Raw genomic sequence first — 16,461 nt, 5'->3', positions numbered from 1 at the left:
AAAGCTATTTCAATATTTTAATGGTGTCCAGTGAATTAAATTCCCGCTGAACTCTTCGTTGAAGTAAAGAAAAAAGTCTTCTACTGTGGCAAAGCCATCATTAATAGCCAGCTGCACTAAAGTTTCTTTGTCTATCAATTCATAGTTTATAAAAACAGCCGGTCCTTTATCATTGATCAGATTGGAATAATCAATTTGTATCCGCTGTACGGATTGACATCTCAGGATGGGTGCAAATTGAAATTCATCGGTTGAATTCAGATGAATAACGAGCTGTATTTCCATTCCCGCACGCCATTCATTGTCTAAGTCTCTGCGGATAGTATGAATTTTTGGTTCCAGGAATTCTCCGAAGGTATCTCCATCCCAGCATTTCCCAAATTTCTCCAGGTGACGGCGCTGGTAATCCTGATAACTTCCTTCCAGATTACCAGGCCCCAGCATTAGGCCTTTCCATATTTTCTCCAGAAAATAATTAGGCTGATGATTGACTTCTGTGCCAAATGATAGTTTCATATTATCTGTGTGCTGTATAGTAAGCTGCAGGTACTGCTTTGATTAATAATTCAATTTCCCAGTTAGAAAGTGGTGGAAAATCTCCTGCTGCAGCAATGTCTTTTAATTGTGCCAATGTACGGATTCCCATCACTGCACTGTCCAATGCTTGATGCTGTAAAACAAAACGAATAGCTGTTTGTGCTGAAGAGCTGCTTTGATCGGTAATGGAGCGGATAACTTCTGCTGCCTGAGCAACTTCTGCTTCGCTATAATTCAAATAAGGTGCTGCGGGTTTACCTGCTAATAAGCCTTGTGCAATACTTCCGCGCCCCACTACACCAATATTGTGGTCATGAAGCAATTCCAGGCATTCCTCTTCTGGCCTGCGGTCGAGTAAGCTATATTGCATCATCACACTCACTATGTTAGCGCGCTGTACGTATTCCCTGATCACATTTGGCCGGATAGAAGAGATTCCGTAATACCTGATTTTACCTTGTTGTTTTAAAATTTCAAAGGCTTCAATAGTTTCATCAACCGGGTCTTCAATAGTACCTCCATGTAACTGGTAAAGGTCAATATAATCTGTTTGCAGTCTTTTCAGGCTATCTTCTACTGCGGACAGGATATATTTTTTGCTGGGGTTCCAGTCCCATCCATTTCCATCAGCCCGGTGCTGATTGCCAACTTTGGTCGCCAGGATTACCTGATCCCGCCTGGATTTCAATAATGCACCTATTTTAGTTTCATTTTCTCCATGTTCATAAAGATCTGCGGTATCAAAATAATTGATTCCCAGGTCTAGTGCCTGGTCAATAATCAGTTGGTTTTCGCTGGTGCCTCCGGTTAAGGACATACAGCCAAATCCAATTTTACTAACTTCCAGACTGGATCTTCCAAGTTTTGAATATTGCATTTTATTGATTTAGGTATCGTGTTTATGCTTATTTTAAGGGCAGCCAGTGTTATTTTTAAGCGTTCTGCCAAGCAGACTAAATTAATCGTTTTTTTTAGTTCTGCAACAGATTTACAGGATTGTTTATTAAGCACTGTTTATCAATGTTTTGTTTTAACTTATTGACTATCGCTCCCTGAATTGGTTTGTAGATTTTTTGGTATTTGCTGGATTAATTCCTTCTGGTTTTCTCTGGTAAACAGGATTAATTCCTTTTAGTTTGCTGTGCTTAAATAGGAAAAGAGTCCAATAAATGTATCCAAAAATGAACAATTTAGCCTATTTTGTGGTTTAAACAATAAATTGAGATGAAAACCCTAATTTAATTAATGGATACTTTTACTACGATTACCATCCTGGTAACCATCAGCGCGCTCATTTCGTACCTCAATCACCGTTACGTTAAATTACCTGGTACGATAGGTATTATGGTGATTGCAATCAGCCTTTCTGTCTTGATCCTGATTACGGGAAAGACTTTCCCGGCAGCTTATAATTTTATTTCCGAACTTACTTCGAGTATAGATTTCACCAAAACCTTATTGGATGTGATGCTGGCATTTTTACTTTTCGCCAGTGCATTACATTTCGATTATGAAAAGCTTAAAGCACAAAAAAGACCGGTACTTATTTTGAGTACGGTAGGTGTAATCGGATGTACAACAATATTTGGTTTTCTGTTTTTCTGGGCAGCTTCTTTTTTGCATATAGAAATCCCGTTAATGTATTGTTTCCTGTTTGGTGCGCTGATCTCCCCTACCGATCCTGTGGCTGTATTGTCAGTCTTAAAGAAATCCAAAATCCCACCTTCACTGGAAACCATCATTGGTGGTGAATCATTGTTTAATGATGGTGTGGGTATCCTTTTATTTGTAACCCTGCGGGAGCTTACTGAAAATACGGATATAGCTTTTTCCTGGTCACATTCTTCTTTGTTATTTGCACAGGAAGTATTTGGCGGTATATTATTGGGTGTGGCCTCAGGTTATTTATGCACCAGACTGGTTAAAAAGGTAGATGAGTTGCAAACGATCTTAATGATTACGCTCGCTATGGTGATGGGGATTTCTGTAGTCGGTGGTTTATTGCACGTATCTATCCCTTTGGCAGCGGTTACCGCCGGATTGATGTTAAGCAACATGAAATTAGGAGAAAATGCGGATACTATAGATCTTAAAGATATATTAGATAAGGTTTGGGGATTAATCGATGATTTGCTGAATACGATCCTTTTTGTAATGATTGGATTGCAAATCGTAGTGATTCCTTTCTTCAATAACTACTGGTTGATTAGTTTACTTTCTGTATTTTTTGTACTGATTGCCAGAGGCTTGAGTATTGCTGTACCAAGTATTTTGATGAGAAGATCTTTAAAGACTGATTATAACAAGCTGGGCATTCTGATCTGGGCAGGATTAAGAGGCGGGATTTCTGTTGCACTTGCTTTATCTTTACCAGATTCTCCGTATAAAGCCCTGATTGTTTCGGCCAGTTATATCATTGTTATATTTTCGATTATCGTGCAGGGATTAACCTTAAATAAGGTAGTTAACAAATTGGTAAAATAATTCATAATGAATATATGCACACAAATATTTTTGACCATATCACCAAGCAGTTCCAGCTTCCTTTTACCAATCCGGTACTGATATTTTCTTTATTACTGTTTATTATCCTGATTGCCCCGATTTTACTGGGCAGAATCAAAATCCCTGGCATTGTAGGGTTTATTATCGCCGGAATCCTGATCGGCCCCAATGGTTTCAATATCCTGAAGAAAAACTCTGCGATAGAGCTTTTTGCAACCATCGGTTTATTGTACATCATGTTTATTGCGGGTATTGAGCTTGACCTGGCAGAGTTTAAGAAGAAAAAGCACAAGAGTTTTATATTCGGGTTTCTGACCTTTGCTGTTCCTATTTTAATTGGTTTTCCGGTCTGCTATTATTTGCTGCATTATTCTTTACTGACTTCCATTTTAACGGCAAGCATGTTTGCTACGCATACGCTGGTAGCCTATCCTATTGTCAATAAATTCGGAATTGCTAAAAATGAAGCGGTAGCGGTTACTGTTGGAGGTACGATTCTGACAGATACTGCGGTGTTAATTATCCTGGCCGTGATTATGGGTTCTGTGGAGGGTGAGCTGAACAGTTCTTTCTGGATTCAGCTGGCTATATCCCTGACTATTTTTACTGCAACGGTATTTATTGTCATCCCAAAAATTGCGAAATGGTTCTTTACTAAACTGGAAAGTGAAAAGACTTCTCACTATATTTTTGTTTTATCGGTCGTTTTCTTCTCTGCTTTCTTAGCGCAGCTTGCGGGTATCGAACCTATTATCGGAGCTTTCGTAGCTGGGCTGGCTTTAAACAGGCTGATTCCCCATTCGTCTATCCTGATGAACAGAATTGAGTTTGTGGGTAATGCTTTGTTTATCCCTTTTTTCCTGATCAGCGTGGGGATGCTTGTTGATTTACGTGTACTTTTCAGGGGGCCTGATGCCTTGATTGTTGCTGGTGCTTTAACAGTAGTTGCTATAGTTGGTAAATATTTTTCGGCTACTCTAACACAGTGGATTTTCAAGTATACTAAAAACCAGCGTTTGCTTATTTTCGGTTTAAGCAGTGCCCATGCGGCGGCTACATTAGCGATTATCTTAGTGGGTTACCAGGCAAAAATTATTGATGACAATATCCTGAACGGAACTATTATCCTGATCCTGGTTACTTGCGTATTTGCTTCTTTTGCAACGGAGAAAGCTAGCAGGAACATTGTTTCTGAAGAAGAGCTTACTGGGCCGGAGATGATTCAAAATCAAGAGAATATCTTAATTCCTATTGCAGATTTCAACAATATGAACACCATGCTGGATCTTGCAGTATTGTTTAAAGATAAGAATTCTGATCAGCCCATTAATTTATTGTCAGTTGTGCCGGATAGTGATAATGCACAGGCAAACTTGCTTATCGCCCGTAAAAAGCTGAATGATTCTGCCAAATATGCTTCTGGAAATGATACGATGGTCAAAGTGATTGCTACTTTGGATCACAACGTTTCGAGTGGTGTGCTGCGGATTGCCAAGGAAAAATCTGCGAATATTATCATTAGCGGATGGCCGAGGAAGAACACCGTTATTGATAAGTTTTTAGGAGACAAGTCTGCTGCACTGATTGAAAACTCACCAGCAAATTTATTTATCCTGCATTTGCATAAGCCGATTACTGTACATACCAGCATCCAATTGGTTTGTCCACCAGCTTATTTAATGGAGAAGAATATGCAAGTATGGCTTGCCAAGGTTTGTAAACTGAGTGTTGAGCTGAGTCTATCTGTAGATTGCTTTTGTGACGAGTCTACGAAAAAACATATTGAACATGCGTTACTGCTGATGAAATCGAGTGTCAGTTTTAAATTCGATTCCACAGAAATCTGGAAAGACTGGAGAAAATTAAAGGAAAGGATCATGCCTGATGATTTCATGATTGTTGTGCTGGATAGAAAGCTGGAAACAACTTACTTGCTTTCACTTACTTATACGCAGCGTAAACTGGAACATCTATTTGAGTCACAGACTAAACTGCTGATTTATCCGCAGCTTTAAGCTACCAGCCCATTCTTTTACGCAATGATAAGATCTGTTCAGCATGGTGTTTGCCGTGCCAGTTATATAGACTTGTCATCTGCCATAATGGGACATAAGTATCAGATGCGGGATGATGATATTCACGTTTCCAGTCCTCATCTGTCATTTGTAATAGCAAAGATGTCCAGCGGCGGTGTAAAGCGTGTACCAGGGTGATGGAAACATTTAAAGGCACATCCGTAACATCAGGCAACTCTGCCCAAAGTTGTTCTTCATAAGGTTTAATGGTAGGACGATCTTCTGTCAGCGCCAGTTTCAACCTGATATAGGCGTTCATATGACTATCGGCTATATGATGAATTACCTGTATGGTATTCCAGCCCCCTTCTCTATAGGGTACATTCAATTGTGCTTCATCGAGGTTTTCGATACAATAATCCAGTAGCAAAGGGAGAGATTTGATAGAATTTATCCAGGAGTTAAGGGATTGTGGTGTATAAGTTTCGGCTGGAACATAACGCCCGATCGGGAAAGCATGTTCTTCATTAAAATTCGCTATCATTGAATGGCTAAAGTTTATATAATTGATTAAGAGATATGATATTCTTCCAGTTTACGATAAAGCGTAGTTAATCCTATTCCCAGTAAACGGGAGGTTTCAGTTTTATTATTACCTGTATACTTTAATACTTTAATGATATGCATTTTTTCTACAGTCTCCATTTTCATCCCGTCGCCTTCAGCTGCGCCATGGTGAAATTCATAAGGGAGCAAACTTGCATTCAGGATTTGACCGTCAGATAGAATGACTACTCTTTCTATGACATTTTTCAATTCTCTGATATTCCCTTTCCAAACATGGTTAAGCAGGTTTTCGCTAAACTGTTCATCCATCGTAAAGTCTGGTTTATTTACTTTAGCAGCAAATTGCTTCAGATAATATTTCGCAATCAGCAGTACATCGCCCTTTCTTTCATTTAAAGAAGGAAGCTCTATGGAAAAGACAGATAACCTGTAAAACAGATCCAGCCTGAAACGGCCTTCTTCTGCTTCGGTTTTCAAATCCCTGTTCGTTGCAGCTATAATCCGGACATTTACTTTAGTGGTTTGGGTATCCCCTACTTTGATAAAGGTTTGATTTTCCAGTACCCTTAAAAGTTTAGCTTGTAAATCAAGGTTCATTTCTCCTATTTCATCCAAAAAGAGTGTTCCTTCATTTGCTTCTTGCAGTAATCCTTTTTTATCTTTCTGAGCTCCTGTAAAAGCTCCTTGTTTATACCCAAACAGTTCACTTTCGAGCAGGTCCGGATTAAAGCCGCTGCAGTTTAGAGCAACAAATGGCTTTACTTTGCGCTCGCTTTCAAAATGTATGGCTTGTGCAAAAACTTCCTTACCTGTCCCCGTTTCTCCCAGCAGTAATACGGTCGTGTCTGTTGGCGCAACTCTGCGGGCCAGGTCTACCGCTGCTAAAATAGTTTTGGACTGTCCAAGTATAGAATTGAAATCGTATTGCTTTTGTATTTTAGATTCCAGCTCAAAGACTCTGTATTGGAGTTTGGCCTTATCCATCGCTTTATAGACTAATGGAATGATCTTATCATTATCATCTCCTTTAGTGATGTAATCAAATGCACCGTTACGCATCGCTTTTACACCATCCTGAATGGTTCCGAAAGCAGTCAGATTGATAACTTCTGCATAAGGTTTTATCTCTTTAATTTGTTTAACCAGCTCTACGCCATTTACATCCGGTAGTTTCACATCACTGATCACTACATGGACTTCCTGATTAGCCAGCACCTTAAGTCCTTCTTTCCCTGTATTGGCCTGATACACTGTAAATCCTTCTAATTCTATAATTCTTGCTAAAAGACTACATATCTTTTTTTCATCATCAATAATCAGGACACTTTGCTGCATGGTTAAAAATTTCATCAAAAATAGTTATAATAAGACAGATGTAATCAAGCTTGATCCCGTATTTATTGGTAACACGGTCATATTCATTAAAAAATCTTATTTTTGTACAATAAAAAACCTTCACCATTTTGGCTAAAATCAAAAAGAATTCCCATAAAATCCTTTACAGAAAGTATTCTTCTAATATTAAATATATTATGATGGTGCTGACTGTACTTATCATTACGTTCTTTTTACCTAAACAACCGCGTTTCAGGTATGAATTTCAAAAGGGTAAAGTTTGGTTGAACAAAGACCTTGTCTCTCCATTTAGTTTCGCCATTTTGAAGACTAATCCGCAGGTTACCACAGATAAACAGGACGCATTGGAGAACGTCCTTCCAATTTACCGGTACAGTCCTGAGCTATATACGGCAGTTGAAGAAGCTTATAGCAATGAGTTTGATGTAAAATGGCGTGGAAATGCTTTTCCTGAAGAAGAAAAAATACCGAATAAAATAGCCTCGCTTAAATTATTAAAAAGCATTTATGAAAAGGGAATTATAGCAGTCAATCCGAAGCATCAGAAAGGCCGCAAGTATTACGATATCTCGCTGTTAAATAATAATATTTCAAAGACAATCAGCACACAGGATGCATTTACGGTACAAACAGCGCTTGATTATTTCAATACAACTTTTACTTCGACTAAAGTCAAAGAAAAAGAGGTCGTGATGAACCTGGTTGAGGATCATTTACAACCAAACATTGTTTTTGATGAGAAGTTGACTGCAATTGTACAAAATAACACCATAAACAGCCTTTCTACGACTCGTGGAATGGTTCAAAAAGGAGAATTGATCATCGCTAAAAATAATGTGATCGATGATGAGGTATTTCAGAAGCTTCAATCTTTCAAAGAAACGTATGAAGCACAAACCAAGACTATTGGGGATAGCAAGTTAGTTTACCTGGGCCAGATCTTATTGGTAGGTTTTATCCTGAGTTTATTGATGGTCTTCCTTTCGATGTTCCGAAAAGATATTTTTAGTGATAACAGGCAGTTATCATTGTTATTATTGATCATTACCATGCTGCTGCTTGCACTGACCTGGTCTATCAAGCTTAACCTGCCTAGCCTTTATTATATCCCGTTCTGTATCGTTCCGATCATCATCAGGATATTATTTGATACACGCCTTGCCTTGTACCTGCATTTGCTTGTTATCCTGATAGCGGGCTTCTTTGTCCCTAATAGTTTTGAATTTGTCTTTTACCAGGTGACTGCGGGTATGGTTGCAATTTATAGTATCAGAAACCTGATCAAAAGAGAGCAATTGTTATTATCTGCTTTATTCATCTTAACGGCTTATTTTATCTGTTTTGTCGGAATCGCCTTATTAAGGGATGGTTCGTTCCAGGAAATTGAGTGGATGAACTTTGTTCCTTTCATTATCAGTGTACTTTTATCTTTATTAGCTTATCCACTGATCTATGCTTTTGAGCGTGTATTCGGTATTACTTCTGATGTTGCATTAATCGAGCTGACAAACACAAATAACAAGCTATTAAGAGAGCTTGCATTTAAAGCCCCGGGTACATTCCAGCACTCGTTACAGGTAGCGAATTTAGCTGAAGCAGCAATCTTCAAAATCGGTGGAAATTCCCTGCTGGTCAGAGCTGGTGCTTTGTACCATGATATTGGTAAAATTGAGAATCCTCAATATTTTATAGAGAATCAGAATACGACCCTGAGCCCGCATGATAAATTACCTTACGAACAGAGCGCACAGATTATCATTAAGCACGTCCATAAAGGAATTGAAATTACCAGAAGACATCAATTGCCGGAAAGTGTGATTGACTTTATCAGAACGCACCATGGAAATACACGTGTAGATTATTTCTACCAGTCCTTCCTGAAGAATTCTCCAGAGAAATTTGTGGACGAAAATATCTTCCGTTACCCTGGTCCTATCCCTTTTTCTAAGGAAACAGGGGTGTTAATGCTGGCCGATTCGGTCGAAGCAGCCTCAAGAAGTATCAAAAATCCTAACGCCCAAAACATAAATGATCTGGTTGAACGCATCATTAATTACAAATTGGAACAAAATCAATTAGATAATTGCGATTTAACGTTAAAAGATATAGAAACTATAAAGCTGATATTCAAGACGATGCTTATGAGCATCTATCATGTGCGTATAGATTACCTACAAAATGTGTAAAATATTTTTGAATTAATGATTGTATTACTATATTTGCAACCCCGGAAAACGGGTAACAAATTTAAACGGAGGGATGCCTGAGTGGCCGAAAGGAACAGTTTGCTAAACTGTCGTACTGGCAACGGTACCGAGGGTTCGAATCCCTCTTCCTCCGCTGAAATACCTAAAAAGCTTTAAATCTAGATTTAAAGCTTTTTTTGTTTTATAACTAAATTCAGGAACATGCTGGTAATTGAGGGTTTACAAATCATCCCAAAAGACTTGCTTGAACAGTACAAGACAACTGTTAACGAGGAAGCCTTATTTACAGCATTTAATCAATTGGAAGATGCTCCTCTTTCTACAGAGGAATTTAGTTTTTATAATTCAGTAGCTTCTGTTTATTCCAGCAAAATTGAAGGAGAAGCTATAGAATTGGATTCCTATATTAAACATAAACGTTTCCATATTGAATTTCAACCTGATTATACCCGTAAAATAGACGATCTGTATATTGCTTATCAATTTGCTTCAGAAAACAGACCAGACAAAGAAACGTTTGCAGAAATGCATTCCCTTTTAGCCAGACACATCGTATCTACAAACTGGCTGGGAAAGTTCAGGAATCAGAATATGTTTGTAACGACAAAAGATGGACGTATTGAATACGTAGCCGCCTCTCCTTTTGAAGTGCCGTCTGAAATGGATAAATTGTACACTGATCTGGAGATATTATTGAATACTGAACTAACAATATCAGAGACTTTCTTTTTTGCCAGCATGATCCATCTAGTATTTGTAAAAATACATCCTTGGAACGATGGCAACGGGCGCAGTGGACGTTTGTTTGAGAAATGGTTTCTTGCTCAGAAATTAGGAAATAAAGCTTGGTTTATCCAGTCCGAGAAATATTACTATATGCAACATGCGACTTATTACAATAATATAAGAGCATTAGGTCTGGAATATCCTGATCTGGATTATTCAAAAGCTTTATCCTTTTTATTGATGCTACCAAAGTCTGTTACGGAAAAAGATTAAGAGCCAGAAACTATTATAAATACTCAACCCATTACTTGGCTTATAAAACACGCTCTATTACGAGCAAAACGAGGGTCTCCGGAACCTTAGAAATTATTGAATCTTATTATACTTGACAACGGAGATTGATCTGGGGGATAGAAAAATCATCGGCTGGGCGCTAAGTACAACGATCAAAGCAAATGACACCGCAATCCCTGCCTTCAAAATGGCACAATCAAGACGACCAGTTACTCAGCAACTCATCTTTCATTCTGATCGTGGAGTTCAATATGCATGCAATGAATTCCGATGCTTCTTGGAAAAAAATCTTTTAATCATCAGGAGCATGAGCCGAAAAGGTAATTGCTGGGACAACGCAGTAGCTGAGAGCTTCTTTAAGCTCCTTAAAACTGAATATGTCTACCAGTATAAGTTCACTGACAAAGACCAAGCAGCGCGTATCGTATTCGAGTATATTGAAACATGGTACAATCGCAAAAGGCTACATTCTGCACTGGGATACTTGTCCCCAGGGGAATTCGGAAGAAATTTAAACAAACAAAATATTGCAGCTTAACCGAATGTCTACTTTATTGTTGCAATTCCATAGTATCCCATAAGCATACTAGTAAAAGTATGTCTTCCCGATTTGATGTTGAACTTAAATTTACCCGCGTTATTTACTTTGTTAATGATCTTATTATCAATTTTGATTATACCACCATTCAATAGGTCATTTGTCTTATATTCCTTTATATCACCATAAACAAAAGGGCCTTTAGTTGAATTGGATTTTGATATATGTATATCATAATTACCTAGTGTCTTTTCTATTAATCATTGCTTTGTTACGCATCCTGTAAAAGCAGAATACACTAGAGCAGTTAAAATTATTGATCGAATTAATTTTGTATTAATCATAGTTTTTGTATTTAGCATCAACCTCTGATTATCAGAAATAGAAAGATTTTTATCTCGGATCTACAAAGAAGAAAGGATCTAAGTTTACCTTAGACCCCTTTGATGTAGTTTTTTTAAGAAGATTTATTTTTTTTGACTTTTTCTCGCTTTAATTACAGGATCGGGAAAACCAGATGTATCAAGCTTCAAATAGAAGTCTATATAAACTGTATCTCCTTTTGAAGCTACAAATGACTTTGTCAATGATGGCCTGAATCCTACAAAACTTGCATGTGTTTTATATTTACCTGGCTTAGTTGTATACCTAAATCTGCCTTTTAAATCAACTTGGGTTTTAACATCGTAATGCTTGTCATTCCATACAAACGCCGCGAGAACAGGATCCTTTGTTCCAAATTCATAGACATGCCCTGAAATTACCGGGTCGTTATCTGAAGAACTTTTATTTATAATGATCTCGTAAGCTCCTTCTTTCGATTTTATTAATCCTTGGTTAGTAGAGCAACTAGAATTTAGAATTATTAAGGTAAAAATCGCAGCTACATTGATTAAGATTTTCATATTTTAAAATTTAACATCCTCCCTTAGTATCTCCTTTAGGAGTACGTTTATTGCCGTTGGTATCTTCTCCGCTTTGCTCTATTTTAATAACATCTTTAATTCTTTGTTGTACAGCTTGGCTGAAATTTTTAAATGCGGAAGTTTCTTGTAATCCGCCCCAAGATAGGTCATAATAAAATTAGTCAGGTAAATTATATTGACTTCTCCCCGTAAAACCGGACTTTTATAAAGTAGAGATTTTCGGGGGAGGTCACCCCCCCCAGGAATCAGCGAAGCTAATCCCCTTTCTCAAAGGAAAAACTATATGGAAAAATGAATTTACGATTAATCCCGAAAGCATTGTACGAACAATACAAGAAGGTTGTTTCTGAGAATGCTTTGCTTAAATCTTTCAACAACTTAAAAGATGTCCAACTATTTACACCTAATTTTAACTTTAATCATGCAGTAGCCAAAGGCGCAATTGTAACAGCAGTTTCAAGTGCCAAAGCTATGACCCGTTAAAAAGTTGGAACAGCGACCATATTATCGATTATAAATCAGGTAATCTAAGAAATTTTATGATGTTGTGATAAAACTTACCACCAAACAAGAGCTACCCGATATCTGCCTATCAGGAGGCTTAGGGAACATTTTCAAAAGTGAGCCAGTCTTGCTGCTGAATAAAAATTAACGTTTTACTTTAGTTTTTCAAAGATGAATTCAATCGTTTCAGGATCCAGCGTAGCCATATCTACCAGCTTCAATGTTTTCACCATCTTTAAGGTGGTAGTTTTGTAATGTTTGAAATGCGCTGACTGCAAATGAGATTGATAAGCAGCCGCACTGGCATAGATCTCCAAAAGCCTGAACTGCATTGGATTTTCTTTCTGGTACATCGGGAGGATCGAAATTACACCAGGCTCAATTTTTACAGACTGTGATGATTCCTCTTGAAGAATACGCTTATATTCTTCAAGATATTCTGGAAGAATTTCTATTTCAGATATCCTCACCATCATATCAAACTGTACGACAGGTAATTCAGGCTTATCAATCAGCCTTCTTAAAATATTTGCCTGTGTTCTGCCAGCGTTTATTTCGATCACATTGGCAAGATCCGTTAACTGTGTATCAGTTATACCTGTGTTCTTACCCATCAATAGGTGAGCTTTCAGCTGAGGCTCTACTCCTGGCATTGCGGCCAATGCTGAAATAGTAATAAATTCCCGCTGGCGGTAATTCAAAACATCACGGTTAAAGATATCAGCAAATAAGTGCTCCTTCAAAAAAACGTCAATTACTGGTACAAAAGCATTAACTCCGGTTTTGGGCCCTTTCTCTTCAACTCCTGTCAATTGCTGTAAATTATGCTTTCCTGATTGATACTTATTGCTATCCTTTACAGGTGTAGCATCTTTACCTTCCAGATCCTTTATATTTTTATACTTTCTTTCTGCCAACACGGTCATCAATGTACTCATACCATTCAGGCTTCTGGGAAAACCACAATAGGCGTACAATTGTACAAGTGATTCCTTTACTTCATTGATAGTAAGACCTGCATCGAGTCCGTTGTTCAAAGCAGATTTCAGTTCTGATAAATTTCCAGTTGCAGTTAGCGCTGCTATTGCAGCTAAGGTTTGCTGATGTGTATTTAATGCCGCCATGCGATTATCTTTTTTCTGTGCTTTACTTGTTGATACTGTAATGCCTCCCGAATATCATAAGAGAAAAAATGGTAGTCTCTCATCGTCTTTCCCAAATTTGTTCCTCTGATCAGATCGGGATGAAAAGCAAGGGCCCAGCCGTTAGGCTGTATCACTGTACCGTCCTCCTCAAAACCCGCAAGCTGACCTGGTGCTATAAACAGAAGCGATTCTTCTTGATAATCGTATGGACTGCGACCATAGATTATGTCAGCACATTTTTCATGCTTAAAAAAAACAATGTACAGATCTGATAAGAAGCGGTGTACCCTTATTGGATTTGATCTAATAAGGTAATTAAGGGGTGGAAAGCTTCCTGCCCCCTTTCTTCATTAAAATGAGTTACACTTTCAAGCTTCGTTATTGGTTTCATTAGCAAATCTTCTACATCAAAATTACGATAAGAATCTGCTAAAAGATCACTTCATCCAGCTAATCAGGAATATTGGTAAGTGATACAGGAATATATATAACAAATAGCAAGTGATTGCATAACCCTTGAAATAACATCTTATCAGCGGCAGCTCTTTACTTCAAAAGATCAGAAAAAAAGTTTGGATAATCAGTTATAATCCCATCCACTTTAAGCTTTTTTATCCGCTGCATATCAGCAATTTCATTCACTGTCCACGGAACTATCAGCATACCTTTCTTATGGCAGGAATCAATTAGCTCCGGAGTAACCATCCCATAGTGAGGATTATAAAAATCAGGACTGAATCCCATATTAGACAGATTCTCAGCCATACTGATTTTACGGTCCCATGTTAAAAGCCCCACAGGGATTTCAGGATATTTTTGATGCATTACTTTTAACGGACGTATATCAAAAGATTGGATGATAAACCTTTTACTTATTTCTTTGGTATTGATTACGGCCATCATCTTATCTACCATAATCTCAGGGACAGGCTGTTCAAAACCATCAGTCAACGGATTAGACTTAATCTCTATCAAATAATTAACTCCGGGAAGTTTATTGGTTTTGGTATATGTTTCTACAGAATCAATCAATTCACTTAGAAGAGGTGTATAACACGCCACTTGCTTTTGTTGTGGAAAAGATGAATATTTTTTCTCACCAATGATAAACTTGCGGATATCTGCATAATTCATTTGGTAAAAGGTATATTGTTTACGGTCTCCTTCAGTAAATTCTTTACCATTTGGCAAAAGCGTATACTCAGGATTAAATGAGAAATCATGGTATACGATGACCTGCCCATCTTTTGTGATATGTATATCAAATTCTATAGTATTGGAACCCAGATCAATTGCTTTTTTCATCGCTTGAATAGTATTTTCAGGCATCAGACCCCTTGTGCCACGATGGCCTACAGTATAAAATACGTCCGGTTTCAATCGGGGTACAATAGTTTTCATACTCACAAACACCAGGATTGTACCCATTGCAACGGATAAGAATAAAGCAGATTTCAGATTTTTTAATTTTCTCATATTTTTGATTTGACCAGAAGGAAACGATATAAATAACAAAAGACAATTCTTCCTTCGCCGCAAAAGTAAGCAGCGCTGGTCTATATGTGGTAGAATTGATATTAATATATCATTATCATCTTATTAAAAACCAGGCATCCCCTTCCAGAAAATTACAATCAGTTTCTATAATTATCTTTGCTTTGACTCAATAACCAACAGTGAAGAATATTTTCCGGAATCAAACTGTCCCTGGTAAAACAAACTAGTAATTTAAAGCTTGAGTAAGAATTATCTGGCAATTATTTCATTGTCCTCAGGCAATACTTGCTCAAGCTTTCTAAAGGTAAAGCCAGCAGTAATGCCATGTATAACAATAGAAATGAGTACAATAAAAGCTATAATTGACCAAAGGGCATCCTGATCTTTAAAAAAGGTGGTTCCAAAAGCAAAAGCCAGATAATAAATAGATCCCATTCCACGAATACCATAGAAACTGATGACCAGTTTCTCCTGGATTTTGAGTTTTGTGCCAATTAAACCGATCAGCCCGGACAATGGCCGGATAACAAAGATAAAGACAATCCCAAATGCCGCCATTGGCCAGGTCAGACTGTTCATAATCCCACGTACCAGACTTCCTCCAAAGAGAATCAGCATAATGGCGACAAGGATTCTTTCAATCTGATCTGAAAATGCATGCAAACGGTTATAATATTTATGATCTCTTTTGTAAGCTCTAAGTGTGATTGCAGCAACAAATACGGCAATAAATCCATATCCATGAGTAATTTCAGTAGCACCGTAAACAACCAGGGTTGCTGCGACAGACACAAAGCCATCTTGAGTGACGAAATTTTCGTATTTCTCAGCAAGTGTAAAGAGTATATAACCTAATAATTTACCCAGTAAGAATCCACAAAGTATACCAACAATAATCTGGTAAAATACATGTTTCAATGCCCAGGTAACCAAAAAGGAAGTGTCACCTCCTGAGGTCATGGCCAACGCAATGGCAAGCCACACAAACGGAAAGGCCATGCCATCATTAAGACCAGCTTCGGCAGTGAGGGAAAATTTAGCATTGTCACGGTCCTGCTCATTGGGGTCTCCTACCTGCACATCGGTAGCTAATACAGGGTCAGTAGGTGCAAGCACTGCAGCAAGTAATATTGAAGTAGATAGCGGCATTTTAAAATAATAGATACCTATTATTACAACTGCTGCGATGCAAAGGAACATAGTAATGGTGATCAGTCTGAACGGAATTATCCATGTCCTGAATGAAAATTTCTGGTCGATTTTCAGCCCTGTGCACATCAGTGAGACAATAAGTACCAGTTCTGTGAGGTGAAGCGTAAATTCACCATGTGTTCTTGGGTTCGGAGCAGGCAGGAAATCAAAAATACTGTAAAGCAGCATACCGATCAGGAGGTAAACAATTGAATAAGATATCTTGGTTTTGGCAGTAAAAGAGGGCATCCAGGCCATTCCAAGAATTCCTACTCCTATAATTGTAAGTATAACCAGATATTGCTCCATTCTCTTTTATAATTTACAAGGGACAACAGTGAACTTTAAGGATTGTTGGGAGAAACCGGATGGATATTACTCAATGATTACTATTGCGCTATATTTCCCTCAGCCCAGTGCCCCTTGAACACGATATTTTTAAGCTTACCCCCA

The 16,461-nt window shown here is 37.9% G+C and carries 14 protein-coding genes and 1 tRNA gene; 7 read left to right on the top strand and 8 right to left on the bottom strand.

Annotated elements, in window-relative coordinates:
* Positions 1 to 9: 9 nt before the first annotated feature.
* Complete coding sequence (locus AY601_RS02665; protein ID WP_068396041.1) at positions 10 to 516, bottom strand: hypothetical protein; 507 nt, start codon at positions 514 to 516, stop codon at positions 10 to 12.
* Between the two features lies 1 nt (position 517).
* Positions 518 to 1,414: an aldo/keto reductase gene (locus tag AY601_RS02660; RefSeq protein ID WP_068396038.1), complete on the bottom strand. Its 897-nt coding sequence runs from the start codon at positions 1,412 to 1,414 to the stop codon at positions 518 to 520.
* Positions 1,415 to 1,782: 368 nt separating this feature from the next.
* Between AY601_RS02660 and AY601_RS02655 the strand changes: the two genes are divergently transcribed.
* Complete coding sequence (locus AY601_RS02655; RefSeq protein WP_068396035.1) at positions 1,783 to 3,021, top strand: cation:proton antiporter; 1,239 nt, start codon at positions 1,783 to 1,785, stop codon at positions 3,019 to 3,021.
* A gap of 14 nt (positions 3,022 to 3,035) precedes the next feature.
* The gene (locus AY601_RS02650; protein WP_068396032.1) at positions 3,036 to 5,057 is read left to right on the top strand and encodes a cation:proton antiporter; all 2,022 of its coding nucleotides are present in this window, start codon (positions 3,036 to 3,038) and stop codon (positions 5,055 to 5,057) included.
* Position 5,058: 1 nt separating this feature from the next.
* On the opposite strand, the gene AY601_RS02645 is transcribed toward AY601_RS02650, so the two are convergent.
* Together AY601_RS02645 and AY601_RS02640 are read right to left on the bottom strand one after the other, a co-directional pair.
* Complete coding sequence (locus tag AY601_RS02645; RefSeq protein WP_068396029.1) at positions 5,059 to 5,601, bottom strand: YfiT family bacillithiol transferase; 543 nt, start codon at positions 5,599 to 5,601, stop codon at positions 5,059 to 5,061.
* 26 nt (positions 5,602 to 5,627) lie between these two features.
* Positions 5,628 to 6,959, bottom strand: a complete 1,332-nt coding sequence (locus AY601_RS02640; protein WP_068396026.1) for a sigma-54-dependent transcriptional regulator — start codon at positions 6,957 to 6,959, stop codon at positions 5,628 to 5,630.
* A 128-nt stretch (positions 6,960 to 7,087) separates the two neighbouring features.
* Between AY601_RS02640 and AY601_RS02635 the strand changes: the two genes are divergently transcribed.
* From AY601_RS02635 to AY601_RS02620, 4 genes are all read left to right on the top strand, one after another.
* Positions 7,088 to 9,166 (top strand): HD family phosphohydrolase, encoded by a 2,079-nt coding sequence (locus AY601_RS02635; RefSeq protein ID WP_068396023.1) that lies wholly within the window; start codon positions 7,088 to 7,090, stop codon positions 9,164 to 9,166.
* Between the two features lie 67 nt (positions 9,167 to 9,233).
* Positions 9,234 to 9,320, top strand: a tRNA-Ser gene (locus tag AY601_RS02630).
* A gap of 68 nt (positions 9,321 to 9,388) precedes the next feature.
* A complete protein-coding gene (locus AY601_RS02625) occupies positions 9,389 to 10,186 on the top strand; it encodes a Fic family protein (RefSeq protein ID WP_068396020.1) in 798 nt (265 codons plus the stop codon).
* A gap of 112 nt (positions 10,187 to 10,298) precedes the next feature.
* Positions 10,299 to 10,745 carry an IS3 family transposase gene (locus AY601_RS02620; RefSeq protein WP_068396017.1) on the top strand — a complete coding sequence of 149 codons (447 nt, stop codon included), beginning with the start codon at positions 10,299 to 10,301 and terminating at the stop codon, positions 10,743 to 10,745.
* 467 nt (positions 10,746 to 11,212) lie between these two features.
* Here AY601_RS02620 and AY601_RS02615 read toward each other — a convergent pair whose 3' ends face one another.
* The gene (locus AY601_RS02615; RefSeq protein ID WP_068396014.1) at positions 11,213 to 11,650 is read right to left on the bottom strand and encodes a hypothetical protein; all 438 of its coding nucleotides are present in this window, start codon (positions 11,648 to 11,650) and stop codon (positions 11,213 to 11,215) included.
* Between the two features lie 312 nt (positions 11,651 to 11,962).
* Between AY601_RS02615 and AY601_RS25500 the strand changes: the two genes are divergently transcribed.
* Positions 11,963 to 12,154: a hypothetical protein gene (locus tag AY601_RS25500; protein WP_157287657.1), complete on the top strand. Its 192-nt coding sequence runs from the start codon at positions 11,963 to 11,965 to the stop codon at positions 12,152 to 12,154.
* Positions 12,155 to 12,327: 173 nt separating this feature from the next.
* On the opposite strand, the gene AY601_RS25495 is transcribed toward AY601_RS25500, so the two are convergent.
* The 3 genes from AY601_RS25495 to AY601_RS02600 form a co-directional block, all read right to left on the bottom strand.
* Positions 12,328 to 13,299, bottom strand: a complete 972-nt coding sequence (locus AY601_RS25495) for a carboxymuconolactone decarboxylase family protein (RefSeq protein WP_157287655.1) — start codon at positions 13,297 to 13,299, stop codon at positions 12,328 to 12,330.
* 567 nt (positions 13,300 to 13,866) lie between these two features.
* Positions 13,867 to 14,796 carry a glycerophosphodiester phosphodiesterase family protein gene (locus tag AY601_RS02605; RefSeq protein ID WP_068396011.1) on the bottom strand — a complete coding sequence of 310 codons (930 nt, stop codon included), beginning with the start codon at positions 14,794 to 14,796 and terminating at the stop codon, positions 13,867 to 13,869.
* Positions 14,797 to 15,066: 270 nt separating this feature from the next.
* Positions 15,067 to 16,317 carry a cation:proton antiporter gene (locus tag AY601_RS02600; RefSeq protein ID WP_068396008.1) on the bottom strand — a complete coding sequence of 417 codons (1,251 nt, stop codon included), beginning with the start codon at positions 16,315 to 16,317 and terminating at the stop codon, positions 15,067 to 15,069.
* Between the last annotated feature and the right edge of the window lie 144 nt (positions 16,318 to 16,461).

Origin of the sequence: Pedobacter cryoconitis (genome assembly GCF_001590605.1) — a bacterium.
GTDB classification, from domain to species: domain Bacteria; phylum Bacteroidota; class Bacteroidia; order Sphingobacteriales; family Sphingobacteriaceae; genus Pedobacter; species Pedobacter cryoconitis_A.
The sequence above is the reverse complement of the archived record's forward strand: the minus strand, read 5'-3'. Positions and strand labels throughout refer to the sequence as shown.